Here is an 18,722-nt window from a genome sequence, read left to right as displayed (position 1 = left end):
CTTAACAATAATAAAACATTCATTCGCTTTCGCTCGCTGCGGAATGGAGGTCTAAAACCTCTTCGATACGCTTTTGTTTTTTGATAATCACCTGCTCAATAAATTGCTCATATTCCTCATCAAATTGCCTATTTTTCTCGTAGTATAGATGCCTCAATTGCATCAAATGTTCTTGAAGACTTAATTCTGTGGAGAAAGAACCACCAGATTGAACCTTCCTTAAAATCATCTCAACAAGCTTTTCATGTGTCGCTTCAAGTGTCTTTGTGCCTTGACGAACATAAATAGCCCCATAACGAAGCTCTCCTCTGCTAATAATCGAGGTATAAGGTACATACTTTGGATCATATTCAATAATTAATACTTGGAACTTTTTATTGCGGATAGGTTCAGCTGCGTATTCATTGAAAATAAAGTCCTCAGTACGGTATTTCAAATACTTTGGCAAATAATTTTCGAGCTTATTATCGACATCGGCTTTATCCAGGAAATCCTCATCACTCATGCCATCGAGAAGAACTGTGCCATCTTCTTTCTGGCCTACCCCCCATTAAGATACAGCCTCCGCCAGAATTTGCTATTGCTAATGTATGCTTTGCAAGCTTCGTTAAATCAATCCATTTCATCTTGAAATCAAGAAAATCCGTTTCCCCCAGTGTTAAATAGGAGTAGACTTTCCAACGTTTCATGAGTTGGGTTCATTAAAAATGTTTTTAACTTTTGAGGTTGTATATGCTCATAAAACATCCCTAAAACTCCTTCTGTTTTCCTATATTATACAATATATTTTTTTCATATCCTCTCGAAAAAAAGCGAAATATTTGAAATAATTATTAAATATTTTGTCTTTTTCTTTTTTCTCATACAAAAAGACTCCAGATTGTTCACTGGAGTCTTCTTTATGGTCATTATTGTAGCCCATGTTGGCGTCTTGCAAAATCGACGAACCGAAACTTATCTGGACGATGCCTTGATTCCGTATATTCCATTAAACTCGCATCATTTAGATAAACATAATTTTTCACTACTACAACTGAATCGAATTCCTTTAAATCCAATAGCTCTCGATCTTCCTCTGTTGCTTTTTCAACAAAAAATTCTTTTTTTGCAAAACTTATTTGAATACCTAGTGTACCTTCTAAGTATTCATAAATCGAATCTTCACACACTTGCTTCGTTAGAGTCGGGACATACTTCTTATTGAAATAGTCTTTATCTAGAATAATACGCTCTTTATCAATTTTTCGAACGCGCACAACCTTCCAAATCTCTGCACTCTCTTTCACTTGAAGCTGATTCATAAGGTATTGGTCAGGTTCCACGATAGAAAGTTCATGAACCGTGGTACTTGATTCCTTACCAATTTTATTGGCAATTTCTTTAAAGCTGACAAGACCAGTAATCGGAAAATCAAACTTCCCTATTTCTAATACAACTGAGCCTTTACCGCGAATTTTTTGAATATAACCATTTTGAGCAAGAATGTTAAGAGCCTTGCGAATCGTTTCCCGTGATACATTATATTCTTCAACAAGCTCATTCTCAGAAGGTAATTTTTCATTTGGCTTATATGTGCCTTGTTCAATCTTTTCAGCAAGGTCTTGATAAATGCCAAGATATTTATTTTTCATTAGGATCACCGTTTCTATTATTTCTTCTTTAGATGATATACGAGCGACTCATATGGGCGCAATAGAATTCGATGATATTCCTCTGACGAATCTTCATAATTACTTATAATCAATCGACTGTCATACTTTGACATATCTACATTTTCAGGTAACTCAAACGTTGTTTCCTCACCATAAAAATTGTTAATAACAAGCAATGTTTCCTTCTCTGTATTACGTGTATAAGCAAAGATCCGCGGATGCTCCTCAAGCAGCAGCTGGTAATCGCCATCTGTCATAATATCTAAATGTTTACGCAAATCAATAAGCTTTTTGTAATGATAGAATACAGAGTCAGTATCCTGTAACGCTTGCTGAACGTTAATCTCTTTATAATTCGAAGCAACTGGAATCCAAGGTGTTCCAGGTGTAAAACCAGCGTTCGCACTGTCATCCCACTGTACAGGAGTACGGGAATTATCTCGGGATTTCTGCTTTAAGATTTCAATAATCTCCTCTTTGGACTTTCCTTCTTCTTGCAAGATATTATAAATGTTTAAGGATTCAACATCACGGTAATCATCAATTGTTTCAAACTTCGGATTTGTCATGCCGATTTCTTCACCTTGGTAAATATACGGTGTTCCTTGCATAAAGTGGATAGTCGTTGCTAACATCTTTGCAGACTCTCTATGATAAATTGTATCATCGCCGTAACGAGTCACAACACGAGGCTGGTCATGGTTACACCAGAATAATGCGTTCCAGCCGCCGCCCTTATGCATTTCCACTTGCCATTTTGACAAAATCTGCTTCAAGGAAAGGAAGTCAAAGTCAGCAACTGTCCATTTTTCTCCATTCGGATAGTCGACTTTCAAATGATGAAAGTTAAATGTCATATCTAGCTCTTTACGGTCAGGATGCGTGTATTTTATACAGTCTTCAACCGTTGTGGAAGACATTTCTCCTACTGTCATCGAATTATACTTTGAAAATACTTCTTCGTTCATTTCATGCATAAATTCGTGGGCACGCGGACCATCTGTATAGAACTTTCTACCGTCACCAGGAGCAACAGTTCCATCATCATTTGGGAAGCTTTGGTCTTTCGAAATGAGGTTAATCACATCCAAACGAAAACCGTCTACCCCTTTCTTAAACCAGAAGTCCATCATGTCATAGACTTTTCGACGGACCTCTTCATTTTCCCAATTCAAATCAGCTTGCGTGACATCAAACAAGTGTAAATAATATTGACCTGTGTTCTCATCGTACTTCCAAGCTGAACCTCCGAACTTTGACTGCCAATTATTTGGCACATCCCCATCTACTGGGTCTTTCCAAATATAAAACTCCCGATAAGGATTATCCTTCGACTTTCTTGATTCTTTAAACCATTCATGCTCAGTTGACGTGTGATTGACAACGATATCCATAATAAGCTTAATACCACGCTTATGAGCCTCATCTAACAGCCTATCGACATCTTCCATCGTGCCGTACTCTTCATGGATGTCAAAATAGTCGCTAATATCATATCCATTATCACGCTGTGGTGATTTATAAATCGGTGTTAGCCAAATAACATCAACACCAAGTTCCTTTAGATAATCTAATTTTTCAATAATCCCTTGAATATCACCTGTTCCATTTCCTTGTGTATCATTGAAACTTTTTGGATAAATTTGATACACGACTGACTTTTTCCACCATGGCTGTGTCATGCTGTCACCACCTAGATAAAATTAAGAATTATACAATGAAGCGAAGACAGCAACTAACCCCATGACTGGTTGCTAGTTGCTGTATGCTTCTATTACTTTTTCAATTTTGCATAGCCATATGTTAAAGCGAATGGTAATACGAGAACAATCGCCATCGCTAACAAGAAGATTCCCCAGAATTGCGGGAAGATAGAGAAGATCCCCGGTACCCCACCAACACCTACTGATGCTGCTTTCACACCGTTAACTGATACAATTACCCCTGCAATTGCAGAAGAAATCATCGCTGCAATAAATGGATATTTAAAGCGAATATTCACACCAAACATCGCAGGTTCTGTAATACCGAGATAAGCAGAGATAGCAGATGTTAATGAAAGACCTTTAAGCTTCTCGTCTTTTGTCAGGAACATCATTGCTAGAGCTGCAGAACCTTGCGCGATATTAGATAGCGCAAGCATTGGCCATAAGAATGTTCCACCTGCGCTTGATACTAATTGTAAGTCGACAGCTAGGAATGTATGGTGCATACCTGTTACAACTAACAGCGCATAGAAGCCACCATAGATAAGTCCACCTAATGCTGCAAATGTATCAAATACACTAATCAAGCCGTCTGTAAGTAAATTACCGATTGCAAATGTCACTGGACCAATCGCAATGAAAGATAAGAAGCCTGTGACAAGTAATGCGATAGGTGCCACTATCAGTAGCTGAAATGCATCTGGTATAAGTTTTTTCAAATAAATTTCCATTTTAGCTAAAATATAAGATGCTACTAATACCGGAAGAACTTGACCTTGATAACCAATCTTTTCAACTTCTAATCCAAATAAGTTCCATACTTTCAAGTCACCACTTGCACTTGCATTCCCATAGTTCCACGCATTCGTTAAATCTGGGTGGACAAGCATTAAGCCGAGAACAATCCCTAATAATGGGTTTCCACCAAATCTCTTAACCGCTGACCAACCAATCAAACCAGGCAAGAACACGAATGCTGTATTTGCAATTAGGTTAATCATGTTTGCTAGGTCTGCCCATTGCGTATAAACATCAATTAGTGCTTTCTCATCGTAAAAAATACCTGTACCAGTCAAGATATTATTAAGACCCATAAGCAAACCGGCTGTAACAATGGCAGGCAGAATTGGGATAAAAATGTCTGCTAACGTTTTCACAGCACGCTGTAAAGGATTCATCTTCTGAGAAGTTTGGTCCTTCACATCTTCCTTCGTTGCTTCTTCAATTCCCGCCATCGTGACGAGTTCTTTATATACCTTGTCTACCAAGCCTTGACCAATAATAACTTGAAATTGACCATTACTGGAGAAAGCGCCTTTCACCATTTCAATGTTATCAAGCTTTTCTTTATCAACCTTACTTTCATCCTTAAGCGCAAAGCGTAGACGAGTGACACAGTGAGTAGCTGCTGAGATATTTTCTTTTCCGCCAATGGCGTCAAGAATTTGTTGGACAGACTCCTTATTCACACTCATGACTTTCCCTCCTGCTTAGATGTATTCGTTTTCATAAGAGCTAAAAAATTTTTGAAATAAAAGCTAGATCCTCTATTTTGCCTTTGTTAAAACGGTTACATCTCAGAATGTATTTTCTTGTATATACAAGCTATGAATTTATTTTAACTTGTATAAACAAGTTGGTCAATAGTTTTGCCTAGGTAAAAATGTCGAAATTTGTACCCCTTATTTTATTACCCGTCTTCAAAAAATCCTCAAACAAAAAATCATTTGCTTTTACCGTTATATTTTTCAATATATTAATTTATCAGTTGAAAACCAAATTAATTATATATATTTCTACAGTAATTCATTCTTTCTCTCTTAAATAAAAATATTAGTAGTATAATTTATTTTCAGAAAAAATTTACTATAATACATTTTCGTGGTTTTATTTGGAACTATTTAGGTAAGAGGTAGAGTAAGTTATTTTCACATTCAGCTGGAGGTGTTTTACATGTTTTGGGTTCAATTCTTGATTTTACTAGCTTGTATTTTTATAGGTGCAAGATTAGGAGGAGTTGGCCTTGGGGTTATGGGCGGGGTCGGAATGGCGATCCTCGTCTTTATTTTCCAACTACAACCAACAGCTCCACCAATTGATGTTATGCTTATGATTGTAGCTGTAATTACAGCAGCCGGCTCTCTTCAAGCAGCGGGCGGAATGGATTATTTAGTTCATTTAGCTGAAAAAGGACTACGTAAAAATCCAAAACGAATTACCTTTGTTGCACCCATGATTACATATTTATTTACCTTCTGCGCAGGTACAGGGCATGTTGCTTACTCTGTTTTACCTGTTATTGCTGAGGTAGCCCGGGAGTCAAAGGTAAGACCCGAACGCCCAATGTCAATCGCCGTCATTGCCTCACAACAAGCCATTACAGCTAGCCCAATCTCTGCCGCTACTGTTGCAATGGTCGCATTATTAGCTGACTTCGATATAGGTTTACTGGACATTCTAATGATCTGTATCCCTTCTACCTTTATCGCATGCATGATCGGAGCTTTCATCTCTAGTAAAATGGGGAAAGAGCTTGAAAATGATCCTATTTATTTACAACGTCTTGAAGAAGGGCTTGAACCTATCAAAAAGGAAAAAAAGGAATATATCGCAACGAAAGCATCAAAGCTTTCTGTTATTCTCTTTTTATTCGGGGCATTCCTAGTTGTACTGTTAGGCTCTATCCAATCACTACGCCCTTCATGGACTGTTGAAGGGGAAATTATTACGCTAAGCATGCCGCATACAATTGAAATTGTCATGCTCACTATTTCTGCCCTTATCCTTATTTTATGCAAACCAAATGCCGAAGAAGTGGTCAGCGGAAGTGTATTTAAAGCTGGGGCGACGGCAGTTGTCGCAATCTTCGGGATCGCTTGGATGGGGGATACATTCTTCAGCGGAAATATGGAATATATTCAAGGCTCCATAAAAGATATGGTCACAGCAGCCCCTTGGTTATTTGCCTTTGCATTATTTATTCTATCTATTCTTTTATATAGTCAGGCAGCGACCGTTCGAGCACTTATGCCGTTAGGTGTTGCACTAGGTATTTCACCAGCCATGCTAATCGCAATGTTCCCTGCGGTAAACGGTTATTTCTTTATTCCAAACTACGGGACAGTTGTTGCTGCCATTAACTTTGACCGCACAGGCACGACCCGAATTGGAAAGTATGTATTGAACCACAGCTTCATGATTCCAGGACTTGTTTCAACAATTGGAGCTGTTTCAATCGGCCTATTACTTGTTAGCTTTTTATTTTAATTGATTGTTAGGAGATGAATGTCTATGACAGAAAAGAAATCAATCCGTATTGAAAAAGATTTTTTAGGAGAAAAGCAAGTTCCGAGTGAAGCTTATTATGGTGTCCAAACATTACGTGCAGTCGAAAACTTCCCTATTACAGGTTACCGGATTGAAAGAAGCTTGATTCGCGGGATGGCAATCGTTAAGAAATCAGCTGCACTGGCTAATATGGAAATAGGCCAATTAGATAAACGGATTGGACAAGCTATTATAGATGCTGCAGATGAAGTGATCGATGGAAAATGGAGTGACCAGTTTATCGTTGATCCAATTCAAGGCGGGGCAGGTACCTCAATTAATATGAATACCAATGAAGTTATCGCGAATCGGGCTCTTGAGCTGCTCGGGGAACCTAAAGGAAGCTATAAAGTGATTAGTCCGAACTCACATGTAAATATGGCCCAATCAACAAACGACGCCTTTCCAACAGGTATCCATATTGCGGTACTCATTATGTTGGATGGACTTCTACATGAAATGGAAGATTTACATCGTTCATTCCATCGCAAAGCAGAAGAATTTGACCACCTGCTAAAAATGGGGCGTACTCACCTGCAAGATGCTGTACCAATTCGATTAGGTCAAGAATTTGAAGCATATGCGCGTGTGTTGCGTCGTGATATTGAACGGGTAAGCAACTCCCGTCAGCATGTCTATGAAGTGAATATGGGAGCAACAGCTGTTGGTACAGGCCTAAATGCAGACCCTGAATATATTGACAAAGTTGTGCAACACTTAAGTGAAAATAGCGGGTACCCAATTGTAAAAGCCGATCATCTCGTTGATGCAACACAAAATACTGACTGCTATCTTGATGTATCTGCAGCCTTAAAAGTATGTATGATGAACATGTCTAAAGTGGCAAATGATCTGCGAATGATGGCATCCGGCCCTCGCTGTGGCTTAGGTGAAATTTCACTGCCTGCCCGCCAGCCTGGTTCGTCAATCATGCCTGGTAAAGTAAACCCTGTCATGGCAGAAGTATTAAATCAATGTGCCTTCCAAGTGATCGGAAACGACCATACGATCTGCCTTGCATCAGAAGCTGGTCAATTTGAATTAAATGTCATGGAGCCAGTACTTGTGTTCAACTTACTGCAATCGATAAAAATCATGACAAACACATTTAATGTATTCCGCAAACATTGCCTAGATGGCATTACCGCAAATGAAGAAAGAATGAAGCATTATGTAGATAATAGTGTTGGTATTATTACAGCAATCAACCCTCATGTTGGCTATGAAACAGCTGCCGCTATCGCGAAGGAAGCAATAGCCACAGGGAAATCTGTACGAGAACTTTGTGTAGAAAAAGATGTCCTAACTACAGAGGAACTCGATACTATCCTTCATCCTTATGAAATGACTGATCCAGGGATTGCAGGTAAAGAGCTATTAAAAAGAAAATAACAGTACAGAACCAGTTAGGCATTGCGCCTAGCTGGTTTTTTCACAAGAGCGCGTTCCTTGCAAATACGTAATTAAATTACTGTAGCAGATGTGTTTATACGTCAAGTGAAGCTCATCTTTATTAAGCATCAGCCATTGAATGAGGCAGCCATCAATCATTGCACGAATGGCAGCCGCTGCATCACTTATATCCTCTACCTCGAAGATGTTTTCTTTTATACCTTGCTGGATAATGCCCTCACCTAGCCTCCAGCAATTGCGGTAGAACTGTTCATTAATTTGGCGGTAGCGTTCATTTGTTTTGGCATGGGCTAAAAAATCAAGATAGACCCGATAAAACTGCCGGTTCTCCTCTGGACTTGCAAACACCGTATCTAAATAAGCAGTCAATTTTGCTTCAGCCGTAGCTACTTTTCCAATATTGGCGCTTTCTTTTTCATAGATTTTTTCTGTCATCCATTCTAGCAAATGAGCGAGCACATCCTCTTTATTCTCAAAATAATAATTCGGTACTCCTTTGCTTACTCCAGCGTAATCTGCAATCATTTGGAGCGTTACATTTCCAAAGCCTTTATCTGCAACTGCTCGGAAAGCAGCCTTTAAAATTTGCCTCTTCCGTTCTTCGGGATTTCGTTTCATTTTATCTCACCTCATCTTCCATTATTATAACAAAAAATATTTTTATTTTGACCGGTCAGTATAATTTCGTTATGATTAGTAATAGAAATATTCTGATAATACATAAGGAGGACGATTACATGACAGATTCATTTCGCGCACTCGTCGTAAACAAAACAGAGGAAGACTTTACAGTAAACATTGAAAATTTAACGTTAGATGACTTACCTGAAGGTGATGTGACAATAAAAGTCGCTTATTCTAGTGTTAATTATAAAGATGGTCTTGCAAGCATTCCGAATGGGAAAATTGTAAACTCCTATCCTTTCGTCCCAGGCATCGACCTTGCTGGTACTGTTACTGCTTCAAATGATGACCGGTATAAAGAAGGCGATGAAGTTATCGTTACAAGCTATGAGCTCGGTGTTGCTCATTATGGGGGCTACAGTGAATACGCACGTGTACCTGGTGATTGGGTGGTACCTCTTCCGAACAGCTTAAGCTTGAAAGAAGCAATGGCCATTGGAACGGCTGGTTTTACAGCAGCTCTTTCTGTCCATCACCTCGAACAAAAAGGACTAAAGCCTGAAGACGGTCCTGTTCTTGTCGCTGGAGCAACAGGCGGCGTTGGCAGCATGGCAGTTATGATGCTTGCGAATAAAGGATATGAGGTATGGGCAAGCACAGGAAAAGAAAGTGAGCATGATTATTTAAAACAACTCGGCGCTAAAGAAATTCTTTCACGCGAAGATGTTACACCTGAGAAAATTCCACCACTTGGGAAGCAACGCTGGGCTGGTGCAGTCGACCCTGTTGGCGGTGACACCCTTGCAGCACTTCTCAGCCAAACGAAATATGGTGGTTCAGTTGCTGTCAGCGGTTTAACTGGCGGAGGAAAAGTACCTGCATCGGTCTTCCCTTTCATTCTTCGTGGAGTGAACGTTCTTGGTGTTGACTCTGTTTATTGCCCAATAGAGCTTCGCAAGCAAATCTGGGAGCAAGCAGCCAATAATTTAAACCGCGACCTTCTTAATGAGCAAATCGCGCAAGAAGTGACACTTGAAAAGCTTCCAGAAGTATTAGCAAACATTCTAAAATCCAAAGTAAGAGGACGTACAGTCGTGAATGTTCAAGCATAAGTTTCCTTCACAGGCTTAGATACAAAATGAGAAGCTGGCAGAAATACTGCTGGCTTCTCATTTTTTAATCAAACGTTTAATTAACAGTCTGCTGTGGTGAATAGGAGGTGCGTAACGCTGCTTTCAACTTGGGAAGAAGTGTGAGTGACACAGTCGTCACAACAATGTCTAAGGGTAAATAAGCAGCCATCCATATCCATGCCATTCCATAATGAAAGCCATCAGGTGCTTCTGCCCAAAATTTCAACGCGAAGTACATGAAGTTTGTGCCAATGATATAGTTAAAGAAAAGGCTTAGAAAACCAACTCCTATGTATGACAGCTTTGATGCATTTGATTTGTCCCCTACCAATTTACCAGTAAAATAAGCAATTACAATAAAAGAAACAATAAATCCAAAGGTGGGACTTAATACATGTGCAGGTCCCCCTTTAAATTGAGCAAATACTGGGGCACCGACTAGACCCATAAACATATAAGCTGACATTGACAAAGCCCCAAGTCTACTTCCCAGAATACCTCCGGCTAAAATAGCGAACATAAGCTGTAGTGTAATTGGTACACCGCCAATTGTTAGAAATGGCGAAACATTTGCCCCTACTGCCATCAGAGCAGCAAACAGCGCACACAACACCATATTCCTCGTTTTCATTATTCTCCCCCCTGCATTGTCAACTATTTTACTAAAAACATTAACATTTATTGCTTCACATTCTCTCATATGTTAACTTATTTGTAAATGTGGTTTACATAGAAGGAGAGAGGTTAACAATGGCTGGTTATTTCATTACAGGTACTGATACAGATGTTGGGAAAACTGTCGTTACAAGCTTGCTGACAGCCTATTTTCAAAGAGCTGGGGTTAATGTATTTCCATACAAGCCGATCCAAAGCGGAGCCATCAGCGAAAATGGTGAATTGCAAGCACCTGACGTTCAAATGTACCAACGCGTCTTACCATCATTAGAACCAACAAAAGCTTGTACATACTTACTCAAAAAGCCAAGTTCACCACACCTTGCTGCACAAGAAGAAAATATTCGGTTTGATATCAGCATGGTCCACCATAATGCTTCACAGCTACAAACTGAACATGACCTTGTTTTAGTGGAAGGTGCTGGCGGACTGATCGTCCCGCTCAAAGAAGGCTATTGCATGCTTGATTTCATGAAGGAATTGAAGTTACCTGTCATTCTTGTTGCAAGAGCTGGTCTTGGAACGATTAATCACACCGTTCTATCTGTGATGGCATTAAAACAAGCAAACATCTCAATTGCAGGCATCCTTCTCAATCGTCTACATGAAGAAGACCCGACAATTGAAAACGATAATGCCGTGATGATTGAGCGTCTTACAAATGTTCCTGTGCTCGGAACGGTGCCACATTTAAATAATCTAGATGACACATTCAAAAATGAACATTCACTTAAGGGTATTTTTAAAGAAATGAACTTAGATCGTTTAAAGGGGGAAACAACTGTATGAATCCACAAACACTTCTCGATGATAGTAAAAAATATCTTTGGCTCCCATTTACACAAATGACTGACTATGAGCGTGACCCGCTTATTATTGAAAGCGGTGAAGGAATTAAATTAAAAGACATTCACGGGAACGAATATTTAGATGGCTACTCATCACTTTGGTTAAATGTTCACGGCCACCGAAAAAAAGAAATCGACGAAGCTATTAAGAAACAGCTTGATTCAATTGCTCACTCTACCCTATTAGGGGCAGCCAATGTACCGGCGATTGAGCTCGCAAAGAAGCTAGTTGAAATCACGCCTACTAACCTGCAACGTACCTTCTATTCTGACAGTGGTGCTGAATCTGTTGAAATTGCAATTAAGATGGCTTATCAATATTGGCAAAACAAAGGGTTCAAGAAAAAAACAAAATTTGTTGCCCTTTCAAATGGCTATCATGGTGATACAGTCGGGGCGATAAGTGTTGGGGCGGTTGACCTTTATCACCGTGTATATGGCTCACTTATGTTCGAATCTATTAAAGCACCATTCCCGCTTGTATATCGCAACCCATCAAATAATGTAGAGCAAATTCGTGATGATGCTCTAGCTGAACTGCGAAAGATTTTCGAAGAACGCCATGAAGAAATCGCTGGTATTACTGTCGAGTCGGTTATCCAAGGTGCCGGCGGTATGCAGGTTATGCCAAAAGGTTATCTAAAAGGTGTCGAGAAGCTTTGTCGTGAATTTGATATTCTTCTTATTGTTGACGAAGTTGCCACAGGCTTTGGTCGTACCGGAAAAATGTTTGCTGTTGAACATGAAGACGTTCAGCCTGACTTAATGACAATCGCCAAAGGGATTACAGGTGGATACCTGCCTATCGCAGCAACGATGACAACTGAAGATGTCTATGAAGCATTTTATGGCGAATATGAGGAGATGAAAACATTTTTCCACGGCCATTCTTATACAGGTAACCAGCTTGGCTGTGCTGCTGCATTAGCTAACCTCGAAATTTATGAGAAGGAAAATTTAGTTGAGCAAGCACAAGAGAAAGCCGCATTTATCGCCGATGAGCTGCAACAACTGAAACAACTGAACCATGTCGGTGATGTTCGTCAATTAGGCTTAATGTGTGGAATTGAGATTGTGAAAGACAAAGAAACGAAAGAGCCGTTCCCTTTCCAAGAACGAGCTGCTTACCGTTCAACACTAAAAATGCGGGAGCTTGGTATGCTGACACGACCACTGGGCGATATCGTCGTCTTCATGCCGCCGCTTGCAAGCACAAAAGAAGAATTAAAAGAGATGATCAGCATTATGAAACAATCGATCAAGGAAACAACTGAAAGTATGACAGCTGTACAATAGAAAATTAGACGAGTAAAGCAGTTGCCTAACGCGGCAACTGCTTTACTCGTTCTAATTTCATTTTTAATTGATTAGCAGCTTCAAATGGAGATGAAGCCTTGCTGATTGCAGAGATGACAGACACTCCATCTGCTCCAGCTTCCATTACTTCTATGACGTTTGCTTCATTAATACCACCGATTGCAACTAGTGGAATGTTGATCGCTTTATTACGAAAGCTTTGGACTGTCCCTGGTCCAACAGCAGCTTTTGCATCTTCCTTTGAGGATGTCGTATAGATAGGACCTAAACCGATATAATCAACAGATTGCGCCACTGCTTCTTGTGCTTCTTCCTCATTGTGTACAGACAGCCCAACAATTTTACCTTGAAATTGTTTCCGCACATATGTGATATGCTTGTCATCTTGACCAACATGCACACCATCAGCATTGATTCTTTCTGCTAAGTCTACATCATCATTTACGATAAATGGGATTCCGCTTTGACGGCAAATCTTCTGAAGCACTTTCGCAAACTCTTCTTTTTCTGTACCTGTATAAGCACCCTTTCCTTTTTCACGGAATTGAAAGCATGTAATTCCGCCACGAATTGCTTCTTCTAATACATGCACAGGGTCTTGAAAGCAATTATTGCTTCCCATGATGAAATACAGCTTTAAATCCTCTCGTTTCATACGTTTGCTTCCTTACTTGATGTGCATGAAAAGTCTGCGAGCTCCACTAGCCTATCATTTGAAAGGTTGCATAACGCATCAAGAAAAGCTGTTTGGAATGTCCCAGGACCTGAAGAGATTTCCGCTGCATGTTGTGCAGCTGCTCCGTAATAAACCAATGCTCCAACAGATGCTTTAAATGTATCTTCATTCGTTGCTAGAAAAGCACTTATGACTGCACCAAGCAAGCAACCTCCACCTGTTACTTTCGTTAGCCACTCATGACCGTTATGAACTTCATATGTCGTTACCCCATCACTAATGACATCCACCTTGCCTGTAATAATAACGGTTGTATTAAGCTTCTTTGCAGCTTCTTCAGCTAGGCTGTGTACATCTCCATCCCCTGTTGAATCAACACCTCTTACTTCCCACTTAGTCCCAATAACATTTGCAATTTCGCCGGCATTCCCACGGACAACTGTGAAGTTAATATGCTCTAATAACTTTTCAACCGTTTCGGAACGGAAAGGTGTAGCACCAACGCCTACTGGATCTAATACAACCGGAATACCTTTTTTGTTTGCAGCCTGCCCTGCTAGCACCATTGCTTCGACTTCGCTTGGCGTTAATGTTCCCATATTAATTAATACACCGTTTGCAATTGAAGCCATGTCTGCAGCTTCTTCCTTTGCTGTCGACATCACTGGTGAAGCGCCTAAAGCAAGTAAGCCATTTGCTGTAAAATTCGTTACCACCACATTCGTAAGGCTATGAATTAATGGATTATTGGTGCGAACATTTTCTACCGCTTCTAACACTGCTTGAGAGTTCATTATTTCCCCACCTTTGTTGAATGATAAGCCCAATGATTAGTTGGTCCATTTCCTTTTCCAATCCCTAATGTATGTTCAATTGCAGCCGTGATAAATGTCTTTCCTGTTGCAACAGCATCTTTCATGACTGCTCCTTTAGCAAGTTCTGCAGTAATTGCCGCAGAAAACGTACAACCTGTACCATGAGTATGCTTTGTTTGAAACCTTCTTGAAGTGAAGCTTGAAAAGTCCTCACCATCGTATAAAAGGTCTATTGCTTCGCCTTCTAAATGTCCACCTTTCATAACAACTGCCCGCGCTCCATATTCATGCACAATTATCTTTGCAGCTTCTTCCATTTCAGCTATTGTGGAAATCTTCATCCCTGTTATTACTTCTGCTTCAGGGAGGTTTGGCGTAATAAGGCTAGCAAGCGGAATCAGCTTCTCACGTAGTGCATCACTCGCTTGTTCACCAATTAATGCATCACCACTTTTCGCTATCATGACTGGATCAATAACATATGGAATACCTGCATCAGCGACTTTCTTTGCAACAAGCTCGATCATATCAACAGATGCGATCATACCTGACTTAATCGCATGAGGCCTAATATCTTCAAGAACAGCATCTAACTGCTTTTCAATAAATGAAACAGGCATATGAATGACGTCTTTAACCCCCATCGTATTTTGAGCTACAACTGATGTAATAACGGACATGCCATAGACACCGAGCTCTTGAAAGGTTTTCAAGTCTGCTTGGATTCCTGCTCCTCCACTAGGATCTGTACCAGCAATTGTAAGTGCACAAGATACATTACTCATCGATTACCACCCCGCTATCTTCAATGTGTACCATTTGAATCGTTTGTTGATGAATCTGTTCAGCAATTAACATGGATGAAGCCTCCTTGAAATGATGAAGGAAGCCAGCTAGAGGCAGAAGGAGAATAGAAGTTTCGGAGAATAGAAAAACCGCTCCGAAACTGGAGCGGTTTGTAGGCAGAACATCTTACAAGATGCTCTTATATACCGTCTCCACTTCCCTACGCTGGTACTAACCAGATCAGGTTTTAAGGGACAAAGGAATATTCCTTATCTCAGCCTTGAAGGCGCCCCTAGTGGACTTCCTATATTTGACTTGATCATAGCGGTGATTTTCAAAATTGTCAATCATCAATGAGCATCGGTGCCCCTTCTTATCATTAATAAAATGAATTTCTTATAACCCCTTTTCAAACACGTTTATTAGATGTTAGAATGTGTAACCGTAAGAATGATAGCAATCCAAAGAATTTATACAGCTCGACTCTTCCAAAGCATAAAATTTTTTCAGAAAGGGTGTTGTTCATGCATACAGGAAGCAAAGGCTGGTACGTAGAAAAGCTTAAAGAAAAAGGGGTTCGCACTTACGGCCCTCGTAAAATTGAAAGCTACAAAAAGCACGTTCTAGCAAATCTATTAGAAACTAACAGCAAGTAAGCTGTTTATACAAGCAGGCACTTCCAAATAGGAAGTGCCTGCTTTTTTTGTATTTTCTAGGAGGAACTATTTCTGTTATGAAACTAATAGTTCGAAAGTTACCTGTTCATTAGATTTATATGGAATAGTGTGAGAAATAATAGTAAGTATTTATGACGTCTTACTCTCTATGAGAAAGGGCCTAATGTTTCAGTTTACCAAGCAAGTGAAGGGGAATCCTCAATGTGTAACTTAAAAATTAGAAGGAGGAATAGCATATGCCAAAAAGAGGAAGCATGCTACTTAAATCCGTAGCAATCGCATCCATGCTACTAGGTACTGCTGCATACGCAGCACCTCAAGCAACTGCAGAAGTGAATCCGGAAACTTCTGTATGGTCTCGTGAAGATGCATCGAAGATTCAGCGAGATAAAACAAACACAGCTCCGGAAATTACGAAAGATGAAATCAAAGACATCGCGCCTAACCTTTATGTATGGGACACATGGCCGCTACGCGACAGAGATGGGAAGGTTGCCCGCATTAACGGCTACAAAGTTATTTTCTCTCTTACAGCAACAAAAGATGGCGTAACACCAACAGAACGCCATAACATTGCAAAAATCCGTTATTTCTATTCAAAAGACGGGAAGAATTGGAAGCTTGGTGGCTTAGCTTATGACCCAGACAAAGCATTTGGTTCAAGACAGTGGGCCGGGTCTGCAATGATGGATGAAAATGGACGCGTACATCTCTTCTACACCGCTTCTGGCCGGAAAGGTGAAGAAGAAGTCACAATGGAACAACGTCTAGCTCTGACAAGCTTTGACATGAACGCAACAAAAGATGGCGTCGAAATTTCGAACCACGGCCCACATGAGATTATTTTAACAGCTGATGGTGAGAAGTACCAGACAATCGAACAATCACAAGGCAAAGGAATTATCTATTCATTCCGTGATCCTTGGTTCTTCAAAGACCCGAAAACAGGTAAAGAATACATTTTATTTGAAGGGAACTCTCCAGGAAAAGCTGATGAGCAGACGTGTCAGCCAGAAAACATTGGAAGCAAGCAGTTCAGACAAAATCATGACGTCCCAGAAGGTTCAGCTCTATACAACGGTAATGTAGGGATTGCTGAGAAAGACGGAAGCCTATCTGATTGGAAATTAAAAGATCCAATGCTTGAAGCAGACTGTGTGAACCAACAGCTTGAGCGTCCGCATATTGTTGTGAAAGGAAACCAATATTACTTATTTACAATCAGCCATAAGTTCACATTCGCCCCTGGACTTAACGGACCAGACGGCCTATACGGCTTCAATGCGAAATCTCTTCACGGTGACTATGAACCATTGAATGAATCAGGACTTGTCGTAGCAAACCCAGCTAGCGATCCATTACAAGCATATTCTTGGTTAGTACTTCCAAACGGTGACGTTGAAAGCTTCGTTAACAAGTATGTTGATAATGAAACTGGCGAGCAGAAATTCGGTGGCACACTAGCACCAACACTCAAACTATCACTTAATGGAGACAAAACAAGAATCGTAAAAGAATACAATTCTCCACGTATTAAGTAACCTACCAACCATCCCCCTCTTTCCGAGAGGGGGAATATAAAACAAAGGAGTGAACAAATCGAATGGAATCATTACGTGTACTTAAGAAAACGATTATAAGTACAGCAGCTGCCGTTGTTGTTGCTTCTTCATTTGCTCTTCCATTAAACGTAAATGCAGAAGAGAAAACACCTGCCTGGACACGTCAGCAAGCTGAGAAGTTAGAACGAACGAAAGATACAACAGCACCATACATTAAGCCTGACTTTGAACAAATCGATCCTGATCATTGGGTATGGGATTCATGGCCTCTACGCAATGAAGATGGCTCCGTAGCCAAAGTGAAAGGAAACTATGTTCTTTTTGCTTTGACAGCACCTGATGATGTCTTACCTGGTAAGCGTCATGATATCGCTCAAATCCGTTATTATTATTCAAAGAACGGGAAGGATTGGAAGCTTGGTGGACCTGCTTTTGATAAGGAAGATGCTTTCGGTTCTCGTCAATGGGCTGGTTCAGCAATGCTAGATGATAACGGGAAGATTCATCTCTTCTACACCGCAACAGGACGTAAAGATGATGACAAATTAACATACGAACAACGCCTTGCTAAAGCGTCTGGTGAAATTAACGTTAACAAAAGTGGTGTTCACTTAGAAAACTGGGGTGAACATAAAATCATCCTTAAGCCAAAAGGTAAATATTATCAAACAATGGAACAATCTGAAGGTGGCATTATCTACGCTTTCCGTGACCCATGGTTCTACAAAGATCCGAAGACAGGTAAAGAATATATCTTATTTGAAGGGAATTCTCCTGGTAAAGCAAGTGAACAAACATGTCAGCCACACAACATAGGTGACGAGGATTATCGCCAAAACCATACTGCTCCTGATGGTTCTGCACAATACAATGGGAACGTTGGGATTGCAGTTGCAGAAGATGATAGTATGAACAATTGGGAAATGCTTCCCCCTCTTCTAGAAGCAGATTGTGTTAACCAGCAGCTTGAACGTCCACACATTGTGAATAAAGGTGGTCAATACTATTTATTTGTTGACAGCCATAAATTCACTTTCGCACCAGGTTTAAAAGGTGTCGATGGTCTGTACGGTTTCACATCTGACCGCTTAGATGGTGATTACAAACCTCTTAATGAGAGTGGCCTTGTAATTGCAAACCCTAAAAACAACCCATTCCAAGCTTATTCATGGATTGTACTTCCAAACGGTAAAGTGATTAGCTTTATTAATTACTTTGACTTAAATGGAGTAAGCTTGAAGGATGTTGGCAGCCAATCTGAGCAATTCCAATATGATCATTTCGGCGGTACGCTAGCTCCAACTTTAAAACTATCTATTCATGGTGATGAAACACAGATTGTAAATACTCAGCAGCATGGAAAAATTAATTAACCTAAAATAATAAAAGCAGGCTCAAGGCCTGCTCAGGCTGTCGAGAAAGTCTCGACAGCCTGTTTTTTTACCTTATTACCGCGTTAATTTGTTATAATAGATGTAAATGAAGATACAGGCGGTGATAAGGTTGTTTCA

General features: G+C 40.1%; 18 protein-coding genes and 1 riboswitch. Of the genes, 8 read left to right on the top strand and 10 right to left on the bottom strand.

Annotated features, from left to right (window positions below):
• Positions 1 to 19 precede the first annotated feature (19 nt).
• From LC040_18970 to treP, 5 genes are all read right to left on the bottom strand, one after another.
• The gene (locus tag LC040_18970) at positions 20 to 505 is read right to left on the bottom strand and encodes a hypothetical protein (GenBank protein WLR51217.1); all 486 of its coding nucleotides are present in this window, start codon (positions 503 to 505) and stop codon (positions 20 to 22) included.
• Positions 498 to 689: a hypothetical protein gene (locus tag LC040_18965; protein WLR51216.1), complete on the bottom strand. Its 192-nt coding sequence runs from the start codon at positions 687 to 689 to the stop codon at positions 498 to 500. Before LC040_18965 ends, LC040_18970 begins: the two co-directional genes overlap by 8 nt.
• Positions 690 to 908: 219 nt before the next feature.
• Positions 909 to 1,631 carry a trehalose operon repressor gene (treR, locus tag LC040_18960; protein WLR51215.1) on the bottom strand — a complete coding sequence of 241 codons (723 nt, stop codon included), beginning with the start codon at positions 1,629 to 1,631 and terminating at the stop codon, positions 909 to 911.
• A 17-nt stretch (positions 1,632 to 1,648) separates the two neighbouring features.
• Complete coding sequence (gene treC / locus LC040_18955) at positions 1,649 to 3,334, bottom strand: alpha,alpha-phosphotrehalase (protein ID WLR51214.1); 1,686 nt, start codon at positions 3,332 to 3,334, stop codon at positions 1,649 to 1,651.
• Between the two features lie 92 nt (positions 3,335 to 3,426).
• A complete protein-coding gene (gene treP / locus LC040_18950) occupies positions 3,427 to 4,833 on the bottom strand; it encodes a PTS system trehalose-specific EIIBC component (GenBank protein WLR51213.1) in 1,407 nt (468 codons plus the stop codon).
• 478 nt (positions 4,834 to 5,311) lie between these two features.
• Here treP and LC040_18945 point away from each other — a divergent pair, with 478 nt between their 5' ends.
• Positions 5,312 to 6,625: an anaerobic C4-dicarboxylate transporter gene (locus LC040_18945; protein ID WLR51212.1), complete on the top strand. Its 1,314-nt coding sequence runs from the start codon at positions 5,312 to 5,314 to the stop codon at positions 6,623 to 6,625.
• A 24-nt stretch (positions 6,626 to 6,649) separates the two neighbouring features.
• The gene (gene aspA / locus LC040_18940; GenBank protein WLR51211.1) at positions 6,650 to 8,077 is read left to right on the top strand and encodes an aspartate ammonia-lyase; all 1,428 of its coding nucleotides are present in this window, start codon (positions 6,650 to 6,652) and stop codon (positions 8,075 to 8,077) included.
• 27 nt (positions 8,078 to 8,104) lie between these two features.
• On the opposite strand, the gene LC040_18935 is transcribed toward aspA, so the two are convergent.
• A complete protein-coding gene (locus LC040_18935; protein WLR51210.1) occupies positions 8,105 to 8,716 on the bottom strand; it encodes a TetR/AcrR family transcriptional regulator in 612 nt (203 codons plus the stop codon).
• Between the two features lie 119 nt (positions 8,717 to 8,835).
• On the opposite strand from LC040_18935, the gene LC040_18930 reads away from it, so the two are divergent.
• Positions 8,836 to 9,834, top strand: a complete 999-nt coding sequence (locus LC040_18930) for an acryloyl-CoA reductase (GenBank protein ID WLR51209.1) — start codon at positions 8,836 to 8,838, stop codon at positions 9,832 to 9,834.
• Between the two features lie 76 nt (positions 9,835 to 9,910).
• On the opposite strand, the gene LC040_18925 is transcribed toward LC040_18930, so the two are convergent.
• Positions 9,911 to 10,486 (bottom strand): biotin transporter BioY, encoded by a 576-nt coding sequence (locus LC040_18925; protein ID WLR51208.1) that lies wholly within the window; start codon positions 10,484 to 10,486, stop codon positions 9,911 to 9,913.
• 119 nt (positions 10,487 to 10,605) lie between these two features.
• Here LC040_18925 and bioD point away from each other — a divergent pair, with 119 nt between their 5' ends.
• Positions 10,606 to 11,319 carry a dethiobiotin synthase gene (bioD, locus tag LC040_18920; protein WLR51207.1) on the top strand — a complete coding sequence of 238 codons (714 nt, stop codon included), beginning with the start codon at positions 10,606 to 10,608 and terminating at the stop codon, positions 11,317 to 11,319.
• Complete coding sequence (gene bioA, locus LC040_18915) at positions 11,316 to 12,674, top strand: adenosylmethionine--8-amino-7-oxononanoate transaminase (protein ID WLR51206.1); 1,359 nt, start codon at positions 11,316 to 11,318, stop codon at positions 12,672 to 12,674. The genes bioD and bioA overlap by 4 nt, the downstream gene beginning before the upstream one ends.
• Before the next feature lie 25 nt (positions 12,675 to 12,699).
• Here bioA and thiE read toward each other — a convergent pair whose 3' ends face one another.
• The 3 genes from thiE to thiD are packed head-to-tail and all read right to left on the bottom strand — an operon-like array spanning position 12,700 to position 14,971.
• Positions 12,700 to 13,350, bottom strand: a complete 651-nt coding sequence (gene thiE, locus LC040_18910) for a thiamine phosphate synthase (protein WLR51205.1) — start codon at positions 13,348 to 13,350, stop codon at positions 12,700 to 12,702.
• Positions 13,347 to 14,165: a hydroxyethylthiazole kinase gene (thiM, locus tag LC040_18905; GenBank protein WLR51204.1), complete on the bottom strand. Its 819-nt coding sequence runs from the start codon at positions 14,163 to 14,165 to the stop codon at positions 13,347 to 13,349. Before thiM ends, thiE begins: the two co-directional genes overlap by 4 nt.
• Positions 14,165 to 14,971, bottom strand: a complete 807-nt coding sequence (gene thiD, locus LC040_18900) for a bifunctional hydroxymethylpyrimidine kinase/phosphomethylpyrimidine kinase (GenBank protein WLR51203.1) — start codon at positions 14,969 to 14,971, stop codon at positions 14,165 to 14,167. The genes thiM and thiD overlap by 1 nt, the downstream gene beginning before the upstream one ends.
• 201 nt (positions 14,972 to 15,172) lie before the next feature.
• Positions 15,173 to 15,276: riboswitch (TPP riboswitch) on the bottom strand.
• A gap of 220 nt (positions 15,277 to 15,496) precedes the next feature.
• Between thiD and LC040_18895 the strand changes: the two genes are divergently transcribed.
• The 3 genes from LC040_18895 (at position 15,497) to LC040_18885 (ending at position 18,584) form a co-directional block, all read left to right on the top strand.
• Entirely contained in the window at positions 15,497 to 15,628 is a 132-nt protein-coding gene (locus tag LC040_18895; protein WLR51202.1) for a DUF2639 domain-containing protein, read from the top strand.
• A 257-nt stretch (positions 15,629 to 15,885) separates the two neighbouring features.
• Entirely contained in the window at positions 15,886 to 17,190 is a 1,305-nt protein-coding gene (locus LC040_18890) for a glycoside hydrolase family 68 protein (protein ID WLR51201.1), read from the top strand.
• Positions 17,191 to 17,252: 62 nt separating this feature from the next.
• Positions 17,253 to 18,584, top strand: a complete 1,332-nt coding sequence (locus LC040_18885; protein ID WLR51200.1) for a glycoside hydrolase family 68 protein — start codon at positions 17,253 to 17,255, stop codon at positions 18,582 to 18,584.
• The last annotated feature ends 138 nt before the right edge of the window (positions 18,585 to 18,722 follow it).

The organism is Bacillus tianshenii (genome assembly GCA_020524525.2).
Classification (GTDB): Bacteria; Bacillota; Bacilli; order Bacillales; family Bacillaceae_N; genus Bacillus_AV.
This window is presented reverse-complemented; position numbering and strand designations above follow the sequence as displayed.

What these genes read in the sequence shown, in the direction of transcription:
- LC040_18970 (WLR51217.1), bottom strand. Translation starts at nt 505, where the DNA reads ATGAGTGATGAGGATTTCCTGGATAAAGCCGATGTCGATAATAAGCTC.
- LC040_18965 (WLR51216.1), bottom strand. Translation starts at nt 689, where the DNA reads ATGAAACGTTGGAAAGTCTACTCCTATTTAACACTGGGGGAAACGGAT.
- treR (WLR51215.1), bottom strand. Translation starts at nt 1,631, where the DNA reads ATGAAAAATAAATATCTTGGCATTTATCAAGACCTTGCTGAAAAGATT.
- treC (WLR51214.1), bottom strand. Translation starts at nt 3,334, where the DNA reads ATGACACAGCCATGGTGGAAAAAGTCAGTCGTGTATCAAATTTATCCA.
- treP (WLR51213.1), bottom strand. Translation starts at nt 4,833, where the DNA reads ATGAGTGTGAATAAGGAGTCTGTCCAACAAATTCTTGACGCCATTGGC.
- LC040_18945 (WLR51212.1), top strand. Translation starts at nt 5,312, where the DNA reads ATGTTTTGGGTTCAATTCTTGATTTTACTAGCTTGTATTTTTATAGGT.
- aspA (WLR51211.1), top strand. Translation starts at nt 6,650, where the DNA reads ATGACAGAAAAGAAATCAATCCGTATTGAAAAAGATTTTTTAGGAGAA.
- LC040_18935 (WLR51210.1), bottom strand. Translation starts at nt 8,716, where the DNA reads ATGAAACGAAATCCCGAAGAACGGAAGAGGCAAATTTTAAAGGCTGCT.
- LC040_18930 (WLR51209.1), top strand. Translation starts at nt 8,836, where the DNA reads ATGACAGATTCATTTCGCGCACTCGTCGTAAACAAAACAGAGGAAGAC.
- LC040_18925 (WLR51208.1), bottom strand. Translation starts at nt 10,486, where the DNA reads ATGAAAACGAGGAATATGGTGTTGTGTGCGCTGTTTGCTGCTCTGATG.
- bioD (WLR51207.1), top strand. Translation starts at nt 10,606, where the DNA reads ATGGCTGGTTATTTCATTACAGGTACTGATACAGATGTTGGGAAAACT.
- bioA (WLR51206.1), top strand. Translation starts at nt 11,316, where the DNA reads ATGAATCCACAAACACTTCTCGATGATAGTAAAAAATATCTTTGGCTC.
- thiE (WLR51205.1), bottom strand. Translation starts at nt 13,350, where the DNA reads ATGAAACGAGAGGATTTAAAGCTGTATTTCATCATGGGAAGCAATAAT.
- thiM (WLR51204.1), bottom strand. Translation starts at nt 14,165, where the DNA reads ATGAACTCTCAAGCAGTGTTAGAAGCGGTAGAAAATGTTCGCACCAAT.
- thiD (WLR51203.1), bottom strand. Translation starts at nt 14,971, where the DNA reads ATGAGTAATGTATCTTGTGCACTTACAATTGCTGGTACAGATCCTAGT.
- LC040_18895 (WLR51202.1), top strand. Translation starts at nt 15,497, where the DNA reads ATGCATACAGGAAGCAAAGGCTGGTACGTAGAAAAGCTTAAAGAAAAA.
- LC040_18890 (WLR51201.1), top strand. Translation starts at nt 15,886, where the DNA reads ATGCCAAAAAGAGGAAGCATGCTACTTAAATCCGTAGCAATCGCATCC.
- LC040_18885 (WLR51200.1), top strand. Translation starts at nt 17,253, where the DNA reads ATGGAATCATTACGTGTACTTAAGAAAACGATTATAAGTACAGCAGCT.